The sequence below is a fragment of the Rhodococcus sp. UNC363MFTsu5.1 genome, from assembly GCF_000686785.1.
Classification (GTDB): domain Bacteria; phylum Actinomycetota; class Actinomycetes; order Mycobacteriales; family Mycobacteriaceae; genus Rhodococcus_G; species Rhodococcus_G maanshanensis.
Map to the genome: position 1 here is coordinate 1 of NZ_JMLO01000033.1, position 14,770 is coordinate 14,770.

17 protein-coding genes are annotated in these 14,770 nt (G+C 69.4%); 9 read left to right on the forward strand and 8 right to left on the reverse strand.

Translation table 11 applies throughout. From position 1 onward, the window contains the following. Positions 1-2: 2 nt before the first annotated feature. From BR31_RS0121755 to BR31_RS0121765, 3 genes are all read left to right on the forward strand, one after another. Complete coding sequence (locus tag BR31_RS0121755; protein WP_027501314.1) at positions 3-1,166, forward strand: steroid 3-ketoacyl-CoA thiolase; 1,164 nt, start codon at positions 3-5, stop codon at positions 1,164-1,166. A 7-nt stretch (positions 1,167-1,173) separates the two neighbouring features. After that, positions 1,174-1,638, forward strand: coding sequence for a nitroreductase family deazaflavin-dependent oxidoreductase (locus tag BR31_RS0121760; RefSeq protein ID WP_027502827.1), 465 nt, complete (start codon positions 1,174-1,176; stop codon positions 1,636-1,638). A 107-nt stretch (positions 1,639-1,745) separates the two neighbouring features. After that, positions 1,746-2,420, forward strand: a complete 675-nt coding sequence (locus tag BR31_RS0121765) for a GNAT family N-acetyltransferase (RefSeq protein ID WP_027502828.1) — start codon at positions 1,746-1,748, stop codon at positions 2,418-2,420. A gap of 68 nt (positions 2,421-2,488) precedes the next feature. Here the strand turns inward: BR31_RS0121765 and BR31_RS0121770 are convergent, their stop codons facing one another. Further along, positions 2,489-3,403 (reverse strand): SDR family oxidoreductase, encoded by a 915-nt coding sequence (locus BR31_RS0121770; RefSeq protein WP_027502829.1) that lies wholly within the window; start codon positions 3,401-3,403, stop codon positions 2,489-2,491. Then, positions 3,400-4,179 carry an SDR family oxidoreductase gene (locus tag BR31_RS0121775; RefSeq protein ID WP_027502830.1) on the reverse strand — a complete coding sequence of 260 codons (780 nt, stop codon included), beginning with the start codon at positions 4,177-4,179 and terminating at the stop codon, positions 3,400-3,402. The genes BR31_RS0121770 and BR31_RS0121775 overlap by 4 nt, the downstream gene beginning before the upstream one ends. Positions 4,180-4,310: 131 nt before the next feature. On the opposite strand from BR31_RS0121775, the gene echA20 reads away from it, so the two are divergent. Genes echA20 through BR31_RS0121795 form a run of 4 tightly spaced genes read left to right on the forward strand, consistent with a single transcriptional unit; the run spans position 4,311 to position 7,784 of the window. Further along, positions 4,311-5,072: a (7aS)-7a-methyl-1,5-dioxo-2,3,5,6,7,7a-hexahydro-1H-indene-carboxyl-CoA hydrolase gene (gene echA20, locus BR31_RS0121780; protein WP_027502831.1), complete on the forward strand. Its 762-nt coding sequence runs from the start codon at positions 4,311-4,313 to the stop codon at positions 5,070-5,072. Between the two features lie 14 nt (positions 5,073-5,086). After that, on the forward strand, positions 5,087-5,968 hold the full coding sequence (gene ipdA / locus BR31_RS0121785; RefSeq protein ID WP_027502832.1) for a cholesterol ring-cleaving hydrolase subunit IpdA: 882 nt from the start codon (positions 5,087-5,089) through the stop codon (positions 5,966-5,968). Beyond that, complete coding sequence (gene ipdB, locus BR31_RS0121790) at positions 5,965-6,723, forward strand: cholesterol ring-cleaving hydrolase subunit IpdB (protein ID WP_027502833.1); 759 nt, start codon at positions 5,965-5,967, stop codon at positions 6,721-6,723. The genes ipdA and ipdB overlap by 4 nt, the downstream gene beginning before the upstream one ends. Next, complete coding sequence (locus BR31_RS0121795; RefSeq protein WP_027502834.1) at positions 6,720-7,784, forward strand: NAD(P)H-dependent flavin oxidoreductase; 1,065 nt, start codon at positions 6,720-6,722, stop codon at positions 7,782-7,784. The genes ipdB and BR31_RS0121795 overlap by 4 nt, the downstream gene beginning before the upstream one ends. 71 nt (positions 7,785-7,855) lie before the next feature. Here BR31_RS0121795 and BR31_RS0121800 read toward each other — a convergent pair whose 3' ends face one another. Continuing rightward, positions 7,856-8,134: a DUF2277 domain-containing protein gene (locus BR31_RS0121800; RefSeq protein ID WP_027502835.1), complete on the reverse strand. Its 279-nt coding sequence runs from the start codon at positions 8,132-8,134 to the stop codon at positions 7,856-7,858. A 105-nt stretch (positions 8,135-8,239) separates the two neighbouring features. Here BR31_RS0121800 and BR31_RS0121805 point away from each other — a divergent pair, with 105 nt between their 5' ends. Continuing rightward, the gene (locus tag BR31_RS0121805) at positions 8,240-8,860 is read left to right on the forward strand and encodes a TetR/AcrR family transcriptional regulator (protein ID WP_197023685.1); all 621 of its coding nucleotides are present in this window, start codon (positions 8,240-8,242) and stop codon (positions 8,858-8,860) included. A gap of 93 nt (positions 8,861-8,953) precedes the next feature. Here the strand turns inward: BR31_RS0121805 and BR31_RS0121810 are convergent, their stop codons facing one another. Continuing rightward, on the reverse strand, positions 8,954-10,105 hold the full coding sequence (locus BR31_RS0121810; protein ID WP_027502837.1) for an acetyl-CoA C-acetyltransferase: 1,152 nt from the start codon (positions 10,103-10,105) through the stop codon (positions 8,954-8,956). Positions 10,106-10,114: 9 nt separating this feature from the next. Beyond that, entirely contained in the window at positions 10,115-10,747 is a 633-nt protein-coding gene (locus tag BR31_RS0121815; RefSeq protein WP_027502838.1) for a TetR/AcrR family transcriptional regulator, read from the reverse strand. A 41-nt stretch (positions 10,748-10,788) separates the two neighbouring features. Between BR31_RS0121815 and BR31_RS0121820 the strand changes: the two genes are divergently transcribed. Next, the gene (locus BR31_RS0121820; RefSeq protein WP_231496656.1) at positions 10,789-11,547 is read left to right on the forward strand and encodes an SDR family NAD(P)-dependent oxidoreductase; all 759 of its coding nucleotides are present in this window, start codon (positions 10,789-10,791) and stop codon (positions 11,545-11,547) included. Here BR31_RS0121820 and BR31_RS29680 read toward each other — a convergent pair. The 3 genes from BR31_RS29680 to BR31_RS0121835 form a co-directional block, all read right to left on the reverse strand. Beyond that, complete coding sequence (locus tag BR31_RS29680; RefSeq protein WP_442970237.1) at positions 11,544-12,605, reverse strand: type IV toxin-antitoxin system AbiEi family antitoxin domain-containing protein; 1,062 nt, start codon at positions 12,603-12,605, stop codon at positions 11,544-11,546. The genes BR31_RS0121820 and BR31_RS29680 overlap by 4 nt on opposite strands. 139 nt (positions 12,606-12,744) lie before the next feature. Further along, positions 12,745-13,554 carry an SDR family oxidoreductase gene (locus tag BR31_RS0121830; protein ID WP_027502840.1) on the reverse strand — a complete coding sequence of 270 codons (810 nt, stop codon included), beginning with the start codon at positions 13,552-13,554 and terminating at the stop codon, positions 12,745-12,747. Continuing rightward, on the reverse strand, positions 13,551-14,756 hold the full coding sequence (locus BR31_RS0121835; protein WP_051637639.1) for an acyl-CoA dehydrogenase family protein: 1,206 nt from the start codon (positions 14,754-14,756) through the stop codon (positions 13,551-13,553). The genes BR31_RS0121830 and BR31_RS0121835 overlap by 4 nt, the downstream gene beginning before the upstream one ends. Positions 14,757-14,770: the final 14 nt, after the last annotated feature.

A 14,770-nucleotide genomic window follows, 5' to 3' on the forward strand; every position in this document is an offset into this window, starting at 1 on the left:
CCGTGGGCACACCAGTTATCGTCGAGGCAGTCCGTACCCCGATCGGCAAGCGAGGCGGATGGCTGTCCGGCCTGCATGCGGCGGAGACCCTCGGTGCGGTCCAGGTCGGAATCCTCGAGCGGGCGGGCGTCGACCCCGCCATCGTCGAGCAGGTCATCGGCGGCTGCGTCACCCAGGCCGGCGCGCAGTCCAACAACGTCACCCGCACCGCCTGGCTGGCGGCGGGTCTGCCGTGGCAGGTCGGCGCCACCACCATCGACTGCCAGTGCGGCTCCGCGCAGCAGGCCAACCATCTGATCGCCGGACTCATCGCGACCGGTGCCATCGACGTCGGCATCGCCTGCGGCGTCGAGCAGATGAGCCAGGTCCCGCTCGGCGCCAACGTCGGCACCGAGGCCGGCCCGCGGCGCCCGGCGTCGTGGGACATCGACCTGCCCGCCCAGTTCGAGGCGGCGGAGCGGATCGCGAAGCGTCGCGGCCTGACCCGCGAGGACATCGAGGCGCTCGGCGTCCGGTCGCAGGCGCTGGCCAAGCAGGCGTGGGCCGAGGGCCGCTTCGACCGCGAGGTGCTGCCCGTGACCGCGCCGGTCATCGGCGAGGACAAGCTGCCGACCTCCGAGACCACGGTCGTCTCCCGCGACCAGGGCCTGCGCGACACCACCGCGGAGTCCCTCGCCAAGCTCAAGCCGGTCATCGAGGGCGGCATCCACACCGCGGGCACCTCGTCGCAGATCTCCGACGGCGCCGCCGCGGTGCTGCTGATGGACTCCGACCGTGCCAAGGCCCTCGGCCTCAAGCCCCGCGCCCGGATCGTCTCCCAGGTGCTGGTCGGCGCCGAGCCCGAGTTCCACCTCGACGGCCCGGTCCAGGCGACCGCCAAGGTGCTCGAGAAGGCCGGCATGAAGATCGGCGACCTCGACCTGTTCGAGGTCAACGAGGCCTTCGCCTCCGTCGCGCTGTCCTGGGCCCAGGTGCACGGACCGGACATGGACAAGGTCAACGTCAACGGCGGCGCGCTCGCGCTCGGCCATCCCGTCGGCAGCACCGGTTCGCGCCTGATCACCACCGCCCTGCACGAGCTCGAGCGCCGCGACGCCTCGACCGCGCTGATCTCGATGTGCGCGGGCGGCGCGCTCGCCACCGGCACCATCATCGAGCGGATCTGATCCGGCCATGAATCGCCCACCGCTGCTCGATACGCAGTTCACCCGGGTCGTCATCAAGTGGATGTCGAAGACGAACGTGATCGCGTACCGGGCGACCGGTGGGCGTCTCGGCGGCAAGTGGCGGGTCGGCAGCGCCGCGAAGAGCGGCCTGCCGATCTGCCTGCTCACCACCACCGGCCGCAAATCCGGCGAGCCGCGGGTGAGCCCGCTGCTGTTCCTCGAGGACGGCGACCGGGTGGTGCTGGTCGCCTCGCAGGGCGGCCAGCCCAAGAACCCCATGTGGTACCTGAACCTGAAGGCCGACCCCAACGTGAAGGTCCAGATCCGTTCCGACGTGCGCCATCTGGTCGCGAAGGTCGCCGACGACGCCGAGCGCGCGGAGCTGTGGCCCCGTCTGGTCGCGATGTACCCCGAGTTCGACGATTACCAGTCCTGGGTCGAACGCGAGATCCCCGTCGTCGTCTGTTCGTAGCAATTGCGGGCCCGTTGACAGACAATCTGGGTGGAGCCCGCAGGATTGCCCATCCGGCAGGTGCGTGCTCCGCGCTGTTGCAACTCAACGGATAGGGAGATTTCGTCATGACGGCTGGCCCCCAAGATCAGATCCTGGACCGACGTGAGCTCGCCTCGGCGCTCCTGCGGGCGCTCGATCTGCGGCACGAGGTCCTCGATGCCATCGTCGACAGTGACGACCATGCAGCCGCCGTCCGCAGTGTCAGCGCGCTCCTCGAGACGACTGAGGACAACGCGAACGCGGTGCTGGGTCTGCAGCTCGGCCGCCTGACCAAGCTCGAGCGCGACCACCTCCGCGACGAGGTGACCAACCTGGACGCGACGCTGAAGTGGCTGCCGGAACAGCGCCCGTTCAGCACGGGGACGAACGTCCGGCTGCGTCCGTTCACCCAGGACGACGAGGACGTGGAGCTCTACCGGCGACGCTCGGCCGAGCAGTTCGACGCCGACGGCAAGCCGTGGCCTTCGGATCGCATCGAGGAGGAGCGTCGCGCCGGCCTGAACCGGGTCGACGAAGAGACCGCGGCGTGGTTCGTCGCGGAGAACACCAGCGGCGACCGGTCGGAATGCGTCGGGCTCGTGTTCGGTGAACTACACGAAGGTGGCGAGGTGGACCTCGCGGTGTGGGTCGCGCCCGAGGCGCGCAAGCAGGGCTACGGCACCGCCATGATCAAGCTGTCGCGGCCCGAGCTCGCCGCCTACTTCCCCGGCACGACGGTCATCGTCCGCTCCCCCGCCTAGGCGCTTCGCGCCCGTGAGTCCTTCTGGCCCGCATAGGGACCAAAAGGACTCACGGGCGGCGGAGCCGCTTACGCCCCGTAGACCGGGGTGGGGGTCTCCGCCTTCTCGAGCAGATCGGCCACGACGGGGCCGATCTCCTTCGGATCCCAGCGCTCGCCCTTGTCCTGGCTGGGGCCGTGCCGCCAGCCCTCGGCGACGGTGATCTTGCCGCCCTCGACCTCGAACACGCGGCCACTGACGGCCTTCGACTCGGCGCTGCCCAGCCAGACCACGAGCGGGGAGATGTTCTCCGGCGCCATCGCGTCGAAGCCCTCCTCGGGAGCGGCCATCGCCTCGGCCATCGCGCCACCGGCGCCCACCGTCATCCGGGTGCGCGCCGCGGGGGCGATCGCGTTGACGGAGACGCCGTAGTTCTTCAGCTCGGCGGCGGCCTGAATGGTCATCTCGGCGATGCCCGCCTTGGCGGCCGCGTAGTTGCCCTGACCGATGCTGCCCTGCAGGCCGGCGCCCGAGCTGGTGTTGATGATCCGCGCGTCCACCGGATGTCCGGCCTTGGACTCGGCGCGCCAGTACGCGGCCGCGTGCCGCAGCGGGGCGAAGTGGCCCTTGAGGTGCACCCGGATGACCGAGTCCCACTCCTGCTCGCTCATGCCGACCAACATCCGGTCGCGCAGGAAGCCGGCGTTGTTGACCAGTACGTCGAGGCCGCCGAAGTTGTCGATGGCGGTCTTGATCAGGTTCTGCGCGCCGTCCCAGTCCGCGACGTCGTCGCCGTTCGCCACGGCCTGCCCGCCCGCCGCGATGATCTCCGCGACGACCTGCTCGCCGGGGCTCTCACCGGTCGCGGTGCCGTCGCCGCCGACACCGATGTCGTTGACGACGACCTTCGCACCCTCGGCCGCGAACGCCAGCGCGTGCGCCCGTCCGATACCGCGGCCCGCGCCCGTCACGATGACGACGCGACCGTCTACAAGTCCGCTCACTTCTTGGTCTCCTCTGCTGTTGATGCCGCCAGGAAGGCGGGGCGCTCGCCGCCGCCGTGCACGGTCAGTGTCGAACCGCTGACGTAGGACGCCAGCGGCGATGCCAGGAAGGTCGCACAGTTCCCGATGTCCTCGGGCCGCGCCATCCGACCCAGCGGGACGGTCTCGCTCACCGCGGCGAGGCCGTCGGCCCCGCCGTAGTGCAGGTGGCTCTGCTCGGTCTCGACGAGGCCGACGACGATCGAGTTCACCCGGACCTTCGGCGCCCACTCCACCGCGAGGCTGGCCGCCAGGCTGTCGATGCCGGCCTTGGCGGCGCCGTAGGCGGCGGTGCCAGGCGACGGGCGGCTGCCGCTGACGCTGCTGATCATCACGATCGAGCCGCCGGTGTCCTGCTTCTGCATGACGGCGTTCGCGATCTGCGAGATCAGGAGCGGCGCGAGCAGGTTCAGCTCGACGATCTTCGAGTGGAAGCGGGGGCTGGCATCCGCGGCCAGGGCATACGGCGCCCCACCCGCGTTGTTCACGACGGCGTCGAGCCGGCCGTGGGTGGCCACGATCGAATCGATCATCGACTGCACCTGCTCGGCATCGCGAAGGTCGCAGGAGATGAACTCCACTCCGCGGCCGTCCACCTCGATCGGCTCGTCGGCCGGCCGTCGCGCGCAGGTCACCACCGTCGCGCCTGCGCGCAGGAAGGCGCGGCTGATACCCGCACCAACGCCGCGCACACCGCCGGTGACCAGCACCACGCTGCCGTCAAGACCTAGCTCCACCAGTACCTCCACTGTCAGGGATTCTCTGCGGGTCGGGGGTCATCCGGGCAAAAGCGAACTCCAGCCCGACCCGCAGGTGTGCTAACTTACCAAGCAATCGCTTGGTTTGGCGACCTACCTAAGGAATCACGATGGGAATCACTTCCAAATCCGATGGGGCCGGCATCACCACGGTCACCGTCGACTACCCGCCGGTGAACGCCATCCCGTCTAAGGGATGGTTCGAACTGGCCGACGCCGTCCTCGCGGCGGGCAAGGATCCGAGCACCCACGTGGTGATCCTGCGAGCCGAGGGGCGCGGCTTCAACGCAGGCGTCGACATCAAGGAGATGCAGGCCACCGAGGGCCACGGCGCCCTGATCGACGCGAACCGCGGCTGCGCGGCGGCGTTCTCCGCGGTCTACGACTGCGAGGTTCCCGTCGTGGTCGCCGTCAACGGCTTCTGCGTCGGTGGCGGCATCGGCCTCGTCGGCAACGCGGACGTCATCGTCGCGTCCGACGACGCGGTCTTCGGCCTGCCCGAGGTCGACCGCGGCGCACTCGGCGCGGCCACGCACCTGGCCCGACTGGTCCCCCAGCACATGATGCGCACGCTCTACTACACGGCCAAGAACGTCGACGCCCAGACGCTCAAGCACTTCGGCTCTGTCTACGACGTCGTCCCGCGCGCCGAGCTCGACGCGTGTGCACTCAAGATCGCCGGCGAGATCGCCGCCAAGGACACCCGGGTCATCCGGCGCGCCAAGGAAGCGATCAACCGCATCGACGTGATGGACGTGCACACCAGCTACCGGATCGAGCAGGGCTTCACGTTCGAGCTGAACCTCGCCGGCGTCGCCGACGAGCACCGCGACGAGTTCGTCGCCACCGGCAAGCCCCGCGCGAACAAGTAGGGAGTTGAAAGACAATGCGTGACAAGAGGATGTCGCTCGACGAGGTCGTCGGCGAACTGCGCAGTGGCATGACGATCGGCCTCGGCGGCTGGGGCTCGCGCCGCAAGCCGATGGCGTTCGTGCGCGCGATTCTGCGCTCTGACATCAAGGACCTGACCGTCGTCACCTACGGCGGACCCGACCTCGGCCTGCTGTGCTCGGCCGGCAAGGTCAAGAAGGCGTACTACGGATTCGTCTCGCTCGACTCCGCGCCGTTCTACGACCCCTGGTTCGCCAAGGCCCGCACCACCGGCGCCATCGAGGTCCGCGAGATGGACGAGGGCATGGTCAAGTGCGGCCTCGAGGCCGCCGCGGCCCGCCTGCCCTTCCTGCCGATCCGCGCCGGCCTCGGCTCGGACGTCCAGAACTTCTGGGGCGACGAGCTCAAGACCGTCACCTCGCCGTACGCGGACGAGTCCGGCCAGGCCGAGACCCTCATCGCGATGCCCGCGCTGAACCTGGACGCGTCGTTCGTGCACCTGAACCTGGGTGACAAGCACGGCAACGCCGCCTACAACGGCGTCGACCCGTACTTCGACGACCTGTACTGCATGGCCGCCGAGAAGCGTTACGTCTCCGTCGAGCGCATCGTCGAGACCGAGGAACTGGTGAAGGCCGTTCCGCTGCAGTCGCTTCTGCTCAACCGCATGATGGTCGACGGCGTCGTGGAGGCCCCGAACGGCGCCCACTTCACCCTCGCAGGCGAGAGCTACGGCCGCGACGAGAAGTTCCAGCGTCACTACGCGGAGGCCGCCAAGACCCCCGAGTCGTGGCAGGTCTTCGTCGACACCTACCTGTCCGGCAGCGAGGACGACTACCAGGCCGCCGTCAAGAAGTTCGCAGAGGAGCAGGCATGACCTCCACCGAGACCATCACCCGCGCGGAGTACTGCGCGATCGCGTGCGCCGAGATCTTCTCGGGCGCAGGCGAGATCATGGCCAGCCCGATGTCGACGCTGGCGACCATCGGCGCGCGCCTGGCCCGCCTCACCACCGAGCCCGACCTTCTCATCACCGACGGCGAGGCGCTGATCTTCAGCGACACCCCCGCGGTCGGCGCGAAGGCCCCGATCGAGGGCTGGATGCCCTTCCGCAAGGTGTTCGACGTCGTGGCCTCCGGCCGTCGCCACGTGGTCATGGGCGCCAACCAGCTCGACCGCTTCGGCAACCAGAACCTGTCCGCGTTCGGCCCGCTGCAGCAGCCGACCCGGCAGATGTTCGGCGTCCGCGGCGCCCCCGGCAACACCATCAACCACGCCACCAGCTACTTCGTCCCCAAGCACACCTCGCGCGTGTTCGTGGACAAGGTGGACGTCGTCTCCGGCATCGGCTACGACAAGGTCGATCCCGCGAACCCCGCGTTCAAGTACCTGCACCTGCACCGCGTGGTGAGCAACCTCGGGGTCTTCGACTTCGGCGGACCGGACCACACCCTGCGCGCGCTGAGCCTGCACCCGGGCGTCACCGCGGACGAGGTCGCCGAGAACACCTCCTTCGAGGTCGCCGGGCTGGCCGAGGCGGGCGTGACCCGCGAGCCCACCGCCGAGGAGCTGCGGCTGATCCGCGAGGTCATCGACCCGCGCGGACTGCGTGAGCGCGAGGTCCAGGCATGACCGCCGTGCTTCGCACGGCGCTGACCGAGCTGGTCGGCATCGAGCACCCGATCGTGCAGACCGGCATGGGCTGGGTCTCCGGCCCGCGCCTGACTGCCGCCACCTGCAACGCGGGCGGCCTCGGCATCCTCGCCTCGGCGACGATGACCTACGAGGAGCTCGAGGCGGCGATCAAGAAGACCAAGCAGCTCACCGACAAGCCGTTCGGCGTCAACATGCGCGCGGACGCGTCGGATGCCGGGCAGCGGTGCGACCTGCTGATCCGTGAGGGCGTCAAGGTCGCCTCCTTCGCGCTCGCGCCGAAGAAGGACCTGATCGCCAAGCTCAAGGACAACGGCATCGTCGTGGTCCCGTCGATCGGTGCCGCCAAGCACGCCGTCAAGGTCGCCTCCTGGGGCGCCGACGCGGTGGTCGTGCAGGGCGGCGAGGGCGGCGGCCACACCGGTGGTGTCGCGACGACGCTGCTGCTGCCGTCCGTGCTCGACGCGGTCGACATCCCGGTGATCGCAGGCGGCGGCTTCTTCGATGGCCGCGGTCTGGCGGCGGCGCTGTCCTACGGCGCAGCGGGCGTCGCGATGGGCACCCGCTTCCTGCTCACCAGCGACTCCGCGGTGCCGGACTCGGTCAAGCAGGAGTACCTCAAGCGCAGCCTGCAGGACACCACCGTGTCGGTGAAGGTGGACGGCATGCCGCACCGGGTGCTCAACACCGACCTGGTCAACAGCCTCGAGAAGTCCAGCTACATCCGGGGACTCGTCTCAGCGGCCAAGAACGCGCCGAAGGTCAGGAAGATGACCGGCACGTCGTGGCCGACCCTCCTCAAGGAGGGACTGGCGATGCACAAGACCACAGACAAGACCTGGCTGCAGGTCATCATGAACGCCAACACCCCGATGCTGCTCAAGGCCGGCCTGGTCGACGGCGACACCGAGGCGGGCGTGCTGGCCTCCGGCCAGGTGGTCGGCATGATCGACGACCTGCCGAGCTGCCAGGAGCTGATCGACCGGATCGTGGCGGACGCCGCGAAGCGGATCGACGCGCTGGGCGCGCTGCGCGCCTGACCGGTATCTCCGGGCGCACTCCCCCACATTGAAGGGCACCATCGGCCGTGTGAACCGGCCGGCGGTGCCCTTCAGTCGTTCGCTGCGGCCGCGGCCATCCGCGCGCGGACCTCGGGCCTGCGCAGCGGCGGCACGGTCGCCGGTGGCTGCTTGCGGGCGGGCAACACCCCGAGCAGCCGCATCGTGGTCGCCGTGACCTCGGCAACCGCCCGCTCGAAGGGCTCCCTGGTGGCGTCGGACAGCTTCTGCACGCCGCTCACCTTCCGCACGTACTGGCGGGCGGCCGCTTCGATCTCCTCCGCGGTGGCGGCCGGCTCGAGGCCGCGGAGCTCGGTGATGTTTCGGCACATGCCCCGACGATAACCCCGGGCCGCATCCCGTGCGGCGATGAGTTCCGTGTCACCCTGTAACTATTATCGCTCCGGGCGTATAACGCTCCGGTATTGTCCGGCGATGTGAATGGATCCGGAGATCACCCAGTCGAACCAGCCGGCCCAGGCCGGCCCCGAGATCCCCAGGTCGACCGGTCGGTCCTCGATGCGACCATCGCGCTGCTCGTCGAGTCGGGCTACCAGAAGACCACCATTCAGGCCATCGCCCGACGGGCCAAGGTCAGCGCGCCCGCGATCTACCGCCGCTGGGCCACCCGCGAGATGATCATCGAGGACGCCATCTTCGGCCTCGAGTCCATGGGCGACGTGCCGCTGCCCCCGAGCACCGACGACCTGCACGCCGACATGCTGGCCTGGACGCGCAGTTTCCTCGAGCGCGCCGCGCACCCGGCCGCCCGCTCCGCGATACCGGGGCTGATGTCCACCTGGAATCACAACGAGGGCGTCTACGAGCGTCTCGTGCAGCGGGCCGAGGTCCCCACCCGCAAGGCGCTGTTCGACCGGATCATGTTGGCGGTGCCGGACGCGGAGCCGTCCGCCGCCTCGTCCACCGCGGACACCATCTTCGACCTGCTGGTGTCGGCCACCATTCTCCGCGGCGTCTCTCGCGGGTACGAGGACGCGGACGCGTGGTGCGAGCGCATCGCCGACGCGCTGTTCGCGCTGATCGGCACCATCGACTGACGGACGCCATCCGCCCGGCCCTCCGACGAATTCGGCCCCGCGTCCCTCCTGTTGGAGGGACGCGGGGCCGAATCTGCTTGCGCGGAGGGGTTTCTAGCCCAGGCGCTCGATGATCGTCACGTTCGCGGTGCCGCCGCCCTCGCAGATGGTCTGCAGGCCGTAGCGCCCACCGGTGCGCTCGAGCTCGTTGAGCATGGTCGCGAACAGCTTGGTGCCGGTCGCGCCGAGCGGGTGCCCGTTCGCGATCGCGCCGCCGTTGACGTTGACCTTCGCCGGGTCGGCGCCGATCTCCTTGATCCAGGACAGCACGACGGGGGCGAACGCCTCGTTGATCTCGATGACGTCGATGTCGTCGATGGTCAGGCCGGTCTTCTCCAGCGCGTACTTGGTCGCGGGGATCGGCGCGCTGAGCATGAAGATCGGCGAGGCACCACGGGCGCTGATGTGGTGGATCCGGGCGCGGGGCTTGAGCCCGTGTGCCTTCACGGCGGCCTCGGAGGCGAGCAGCGTCGCGCTGGCGCCGTCGGAGATCTGGCTCGCCAGGGCGGCGGTCAGGCGCCCGCCGTCGGTCAGGGTCTTGAGCCCGGCCATCTTCTCCAGGCTGGTCTCGCGCGGGCCCTCGTCGATGCTGAACTCGCCGACCGGCACGATCTCGTTGTCGAAGCGGCCCTCGGCGATGGCCTTACGCGCGCGCTCGTGGCTCTGCAGCGCCCAGCGCTCCATCTCCTCGCGGCTGATGTCCCACTTCTCGGCGATCAGCTCGGCGCCGTGGAACTGCGAGACCTCTTCGTCGCCGTAGCGGTGCTCCCAGCCCGTCGAACCCTTGAACGGGGTCTCGAACCCGAACTGCTCGCCGACGACCATCGCCGAGGCGATCGGGATCATGCTCATGTTCTGCACGCCGCCGGCCACCATCAGGTCCGCGGTCCCACTCAGGATCGCCTGCGCCGCAAAGTGCACGGCCTGCTGGCTGGATCCACACTGGCGGTCGACGGTGACCCCGGGGACATCCTCCGGGTAGCCGGCGGCCAGCCACGCGGTGCGCGCGATGTTGCCTGCCTGCGGACCGATCGCGTCGACACAGCCGAACACGACGTCGTCGATCTCGCTCGGGTCGACCTGGTTGCGCTCGAGGAGCTGCTTGATCACCCCGGCGCCAAGGTCCGCGGGGTGGACCGCGGAGAGGGCGCCGCCCTTCTTACCGACCGCGGTGCGGATGGCGTCAACAATGTATGCCTCAGGCATGGAAACTCCCTACGAATCGGACCGTGACTGTGGGCTGGAGAGCCCGTCGAGCACAATGGCGAGATACTGCTTGGCGACCGTTTCCGCGGTCATCGGGCCTCCGGGCCGGTACCAGCGCACCGGAACCCAGACGGTGTCGCGCATGAAGCGGTACACCAGCTCCACGTCGATGTCGGGACGGAAGCTGCCGTCTGCGATGCCGGCCTCCAGGACCGAGACCCACAGGCCGCGGAACTCCTTGTTGCGCTCGGTGATGTACTCGAAGCGCTCGTTGCCGACCAGGTGCTTGGCCTCGTCCTGATAGATCGCGACCGCGGCATGCGAACCGTCGATCGCCTCGAAGGACGCGACCACCATCGCCTCGAGGGTGGCGCGCGATCCGAGCCCGGCCGCGACGATGTCGCGGTACCGGCCGAACAGCTCGTCCAGGAAGCCCTTGAGGATCTCGTCGACCATCGACTCCTTGGAGTCGAAGTGGTGGTACAGACTGCCGGACAGGATCCCGGCCGAGTCGGCGATGTCGCGCACCGTGGTGGCGCGCAGACCGCGCTCGGCGAACAGGGAGGCGGCCAGCGCGAGGAGCTCGGCGCGGCGGCCGGACTTGCTGGCAGACTCTTCGGCAGCTCTGGGCGGAGGGGTCACACCCCACAGAGTATCAACCAAGCGCTTGTTAGGGTATCGGGGTGCAGCAAAACACTTGCGCCGTGATCACCGGCGGATCGGGTGGCATCGGGATCGAGATCACCCGGCGGCTCGTCGCGCAGGGGCTCCCCGTCGCCTTCACCTACCGTTCCGGCGCCGACCGCGCCGCCGCCCTTGTCGAGGAGATCACCGCGGCGGGCGGGCGGGCCCGCGCCGACTCCGTCGACCTGACCGACCGCGACCGGGTCGCACAGTGGGCCCAGGAGATCGGCGCCGAGCTCGGCGATCCGTCGGTGCTGGTGCACGCGGCGGGCCCGCACATCCCGATGGTGCACCTGTCCAAGGTCTCCCCCGACACCTTCTCCGAGCATCTCGGCGCCGAGGCCACCGCGTTCTTCGCGCTCGTGCACGCCATGCTCCCCGGGCTACGCGCTGCGCACGGCTCGGTCGTCGCGGTGACCACCGCGGCCACCGACCGCTTCCCGGTCCGGGACGGCCTCTCGTCCGGGACGAAGGGCGCCGTCGAGGCGCTGGTCCGGGCGTTCGCCGCCGAGGAGGGCCGCTTCGGCGTCCGCTTCAACTCGGTCGGGCCCGGCATGCTCACCGACGGCATGGCCGAACGCCTGATGGGCAATGCCGACCTCGACGAGCGCGCACAAGCGGTCGCGATGAGCCGGATCCCCCTGCAGCGCTTCGGCTCCGCGGTCGACATCGCCGAGGCGGTCTGCTTCCTCGCGAGCGACAAGGCAGGCTTCATCACCGGCCAGAAACTCAACGTCGATGGCGGCTACACGGTCTAGGCGGCTCCGCCGCCTGTGAGTCTTTCTGGCCCCCTGTCGGACCAGAAAGACTCACAGGCGCGGCACGGGTTTTCGCCGCGCCTGATCCAGCCCTCGCGGCGAAGGACCCTCTCGACATCTTGGGCGACACCGCACGGTGCACTGACGACCTCCTCGTAGCCGAACACCAGCCGTGGCCGATCAGCGAGTTCGGCGGCGTTGTCGCGGCGACGGTCCCGGAACGCCACCTCGCGCATGGCGTGCGACCGGCGGCCGTCGAGACGCACGATCAGCGGGACACCGTGTTCGGTGTAGTCGCAGTCCTCCCAGAGGGTCCGACCGTCGACCACCACCGGCCCCTGCCTGCGGGCCGCGGGAAGTCCGTGGGCCTGCTCCACCTCGACGGCGAAGCGGTACTCGAGCATCGACTGGACACCCTCGGCCAGCAGCCGGACGGCCGCCTCGAGCGCCTTCCGGTAGCGACGCGGGGTTCGTTCCGCCATCCGCCGGCGGACGTCCGCCAACCGGATACCGCGATTGGTCACCGACGCGATCAGACTCAGATAAGCGGCATGTGCGGTCGGCTCCGCGACCGCGAGGTCGATTGCCGTGTCAGCCAAGTTCGTCTTCGGCATCGCCCCGCCGAGGCCGATGTGGTCGTGTGCACGCGATCGATGCACCATGACCCCTGGATGCAGGACGTCGCCCACAGCGGGTACCGGAAAACCGCTGGGCCCCGACCGGATGAATGTCGCAGGCTGACTCTTCGCCGACAGCCGGTACGGCACGGTGACGTGCACGGGCGACGAAGGATCGATCGAAACGATGCCCCATTCCTCTGCTGCCGTTCGATGGCTCAGCAGGGCAGGACCACCGCCATAGATCAGGGCGGCCATGAGTGTCATGGACCGGTCGAGCGAACCGGTGGTCACGCAGTAGACGCCGTGCAGCACGCGCTGCCAGCGTCCGGCGTCGAGTCGGTTCCGCACCCGGGTGCGTGGAAAGCCGAGCGCAGTCAGCTGCGCCTGCGTGGCCAGACCGAACTGGGCGTCGAGCAGCAGTTGAAGATCACGAGGCATCTCCGAAGGTGACATGGACGGATCGTCACCGGGTGGTCCGACGTAAAACGGAGCTCTGCGGGAGTTATCCACAGGCACACGCCTGTGAGTCCTTCTGGCCCAGATCCGGGCCGGAAGGACTCACAGGCGGCGGAGCCGCCTAGGCGCGCTGGCTGGAGATGGAGACGATCTCGCCGGTGAGGTAGGTCGTGTAGTCGCTGGCGAGCATCGCGATGGTCGCGGCGATCTCCCACACCTCGGCGGCGCGGCCGAAGGCCTCACCCTCGGCCAGCTTGTCGAGCAGCTCCTCGCTGGTCACCTTCGCCAGGAACGCGTGGCGGGCGATGGACGGCGCGACGGCGTTGATGCGGACGCCGTACTCGGCGGCCTCGATCGCGCTGCAGCGGGTCAGCGCCATGACGCCGGCCTTCGCCGCGGCGTAGTGCGCCTGCGAGTGCTGCGCGCGCCAGCCGAGCACGGAGGCGTTGTTGACCAGGACGCCGTTGTGCTCGACCGACTTGAAGTACCGCAGCGCCGCGCGGGTGGCGCGGAAGGTGCTGGTGAGGGTGATGTCGAGGACGCGGTCCCACTGCTCGTCGGTCATGTCGACGACCGGCGTCTCGCCTCCGAGTCCCGCGTTGTTGACCAGGACGTCGATGCGGCCGAGCTTCTCGGCGGAGCCGGCGATCAGCGCGTCGACCTGCTCGGTGCTCGAGACGTCGCAGACGAACGACTCGACCTGCTGGCCACCGAACTCGGCGGACAGCTTCTCCACGGTCTCGCCGAGGCGACGCTCGTGGAAGTCCGAGACCAGCACGTCCGCACCCTCGAGCAGCGCCCGGCGCGCGGTGGCGAAGCCGATCCCGGTGCCTGCGGCCGCGGTCACGACGACCTTCTTGCCCTTGAGCAGGTTGTGGCCCTCGATCTCGGCGGGGGCGACTGCCAGGGGGGACTTGAGGGAAGTGGTCACGGTCGAGCCTCTCGGGGAAGTCCGAGCACCCGCTCGGCGATGATGTTTCGTTGGATTTCGTTCGAGCCGCCGTAGATGGTGTCGGCCCGGCTGAACAGGAACAGCCGCTGCTGGTCGCTCAGGTCTGCGTCCGCACCGAACGGTCCGTCGCCCGCCCGCAGCGAGTCCGCGCCCGCGACCTCCATCGCGAGCTCACCGAGACCGCGGTGCCAGTTGGCCCACAACAGCTTGGCCACCGAGGCCTCGCCGCCCTGGGCGCTCGCGTCGACCGCGGACAGGGTGCGCATGGCGTGCGCGCGCATCACCTGCAGGCCCATCCAGGCGCGGGTGAGCTTGTCCTTGATGACCGGATCGGACGCCGCGCCGTTGCGCTCGGCGAGCTCGACGATCTCCGACAGTTCCTTGGCGAAGCCGACCTGCTGGCCGAGCGTGGAGATGCCGCGTTCGAAGGTGAGGGTGCCCATCGCCACGCCCCAGCCCTGACCGACCTCGCCGACCACCAGGTCCGCGTCGGTGCGGGCGTCGTCGAAGAACACCTCGTTGAACTCGGAGGTGCCGGTGAGCTGCAGGATCGGGCGGACCTCGATGCCCGGCTGGTCCATCGGCACCAGCAGGTAGGACAGGCCCTTGTGCCGCTGCGAGCCGGGCTCGGTCCGCGCGACCACGAAGCACCACTGCGCGACGTGCGCGAGCGAGGTCCACACCTTCTGGCCGTTGATCCGCCACTGGTCGCCGTCCAGGCGCGCCGAGGTGGAGACCGCCGCGAGGTCGGAGCCCGCGCCAGGCTCGGAGTAGCCCTGGCACCACAGCTCGGAGACCGTGTTGATGCCGGGCAGGAAGCGACGCTTCTGCTCCTCGGTGCCGAACGCGATCAGCGTCGGCCCGAGCAGCTCCTCGCCGAGGTGGCTCACCCGCGCGGGTGCGCCCGAGCGGGCGTACTCCTCATGGAAGATCACCTGCTGGCTCAGCGTCGCACCCTTGCCGCCGTACTCGGTCGGCCAGCCCAGGCAGGTCCACCCGGCGGCCGCCAGATGGCGGTCCCACGCGAGCCGCTCCTCGAAGGCCTCGTGCTCACGTCCGGGCCCGCCGAGCCCTCGCAGACCGGCGAACTCACCGGTGAGATTGTCGGCCAACCACTCCCGAACGGTCGCGGCGAACTGCTCGTCGTCTTTGGCTGTCCCCAGCCCCTGGCTTACATCCACCCCGGTAGGATAAC

What these genes read in the sequence shown, in the direction of transcription:
- BR31_RS0121760 (WP_027502827.1), top strand. Translation starts at nt 1,174, where the DNA reads ATGAATCGCCCACCGCTGCTCGATACGCAGTTCACCCGGGTCGTCATC.
- BR31_RS0121765 (WP_027502828.1), top strand. Translation starts at nt 1,746, where the DNA reads ATGACGGCTGGCCCCCAAGATCAGATCCTGGACCGACGTGAGCTCGCC.
- echA20 (WP_027502831.1), top strand. Translation starts at nt 4,311, where the DNA reads ATGGGAATCACTTCCAAATCCGATGGGGCCGGCATCACCACGGTCACC.
- ipdA (WP_027502832.1), top strand. Translation starts at nt 5,087, where the DNA reads ATGCGTGACAAGAGGATGTCGCTCGACGAGGTCGTCGGCGAACTGCGC.
- ipdB (WP_027502833.1), top strand. Translation starts at nt 5,965, where the DNA reads ATGACCTCCACCGAGACCATCACCCGCGCGGAGTACTGCGCGATCGCG.
- BR31_RS0121795 (WP_027502834.1), top strand. Translation starts at nt 6,720, where the DNA reads ATGACCGCCGTGCTTCGCACGGCGCTGACCGAGCTGGTCGGCATCGAG.
- BR31_RS0121800 (WP_027502835.1), bottom strand. Translation starts at nt 8,134, where the DNA reads ATGTGCCGAAACATCACCGAGCTCCGCGGCCTCGAGCCGGCCGCCACC.
- BR31_RS0121810 (WP_027502837.1), bottom strand. Translation starts at nt 10,105, where the DNA reads ATGCCTGAGGCATACATTGTTGACGCCATCCGCACCGCGGTCGGTAAG.
- BR31_RS29680 (WP_442970237.1), bottom strand. Translation starts at nt 12,605, where the DNA reads ATGCCTCGTGATCTTCAACTGCTGCTCGACGCCCAGTTCGGTCTGGCC.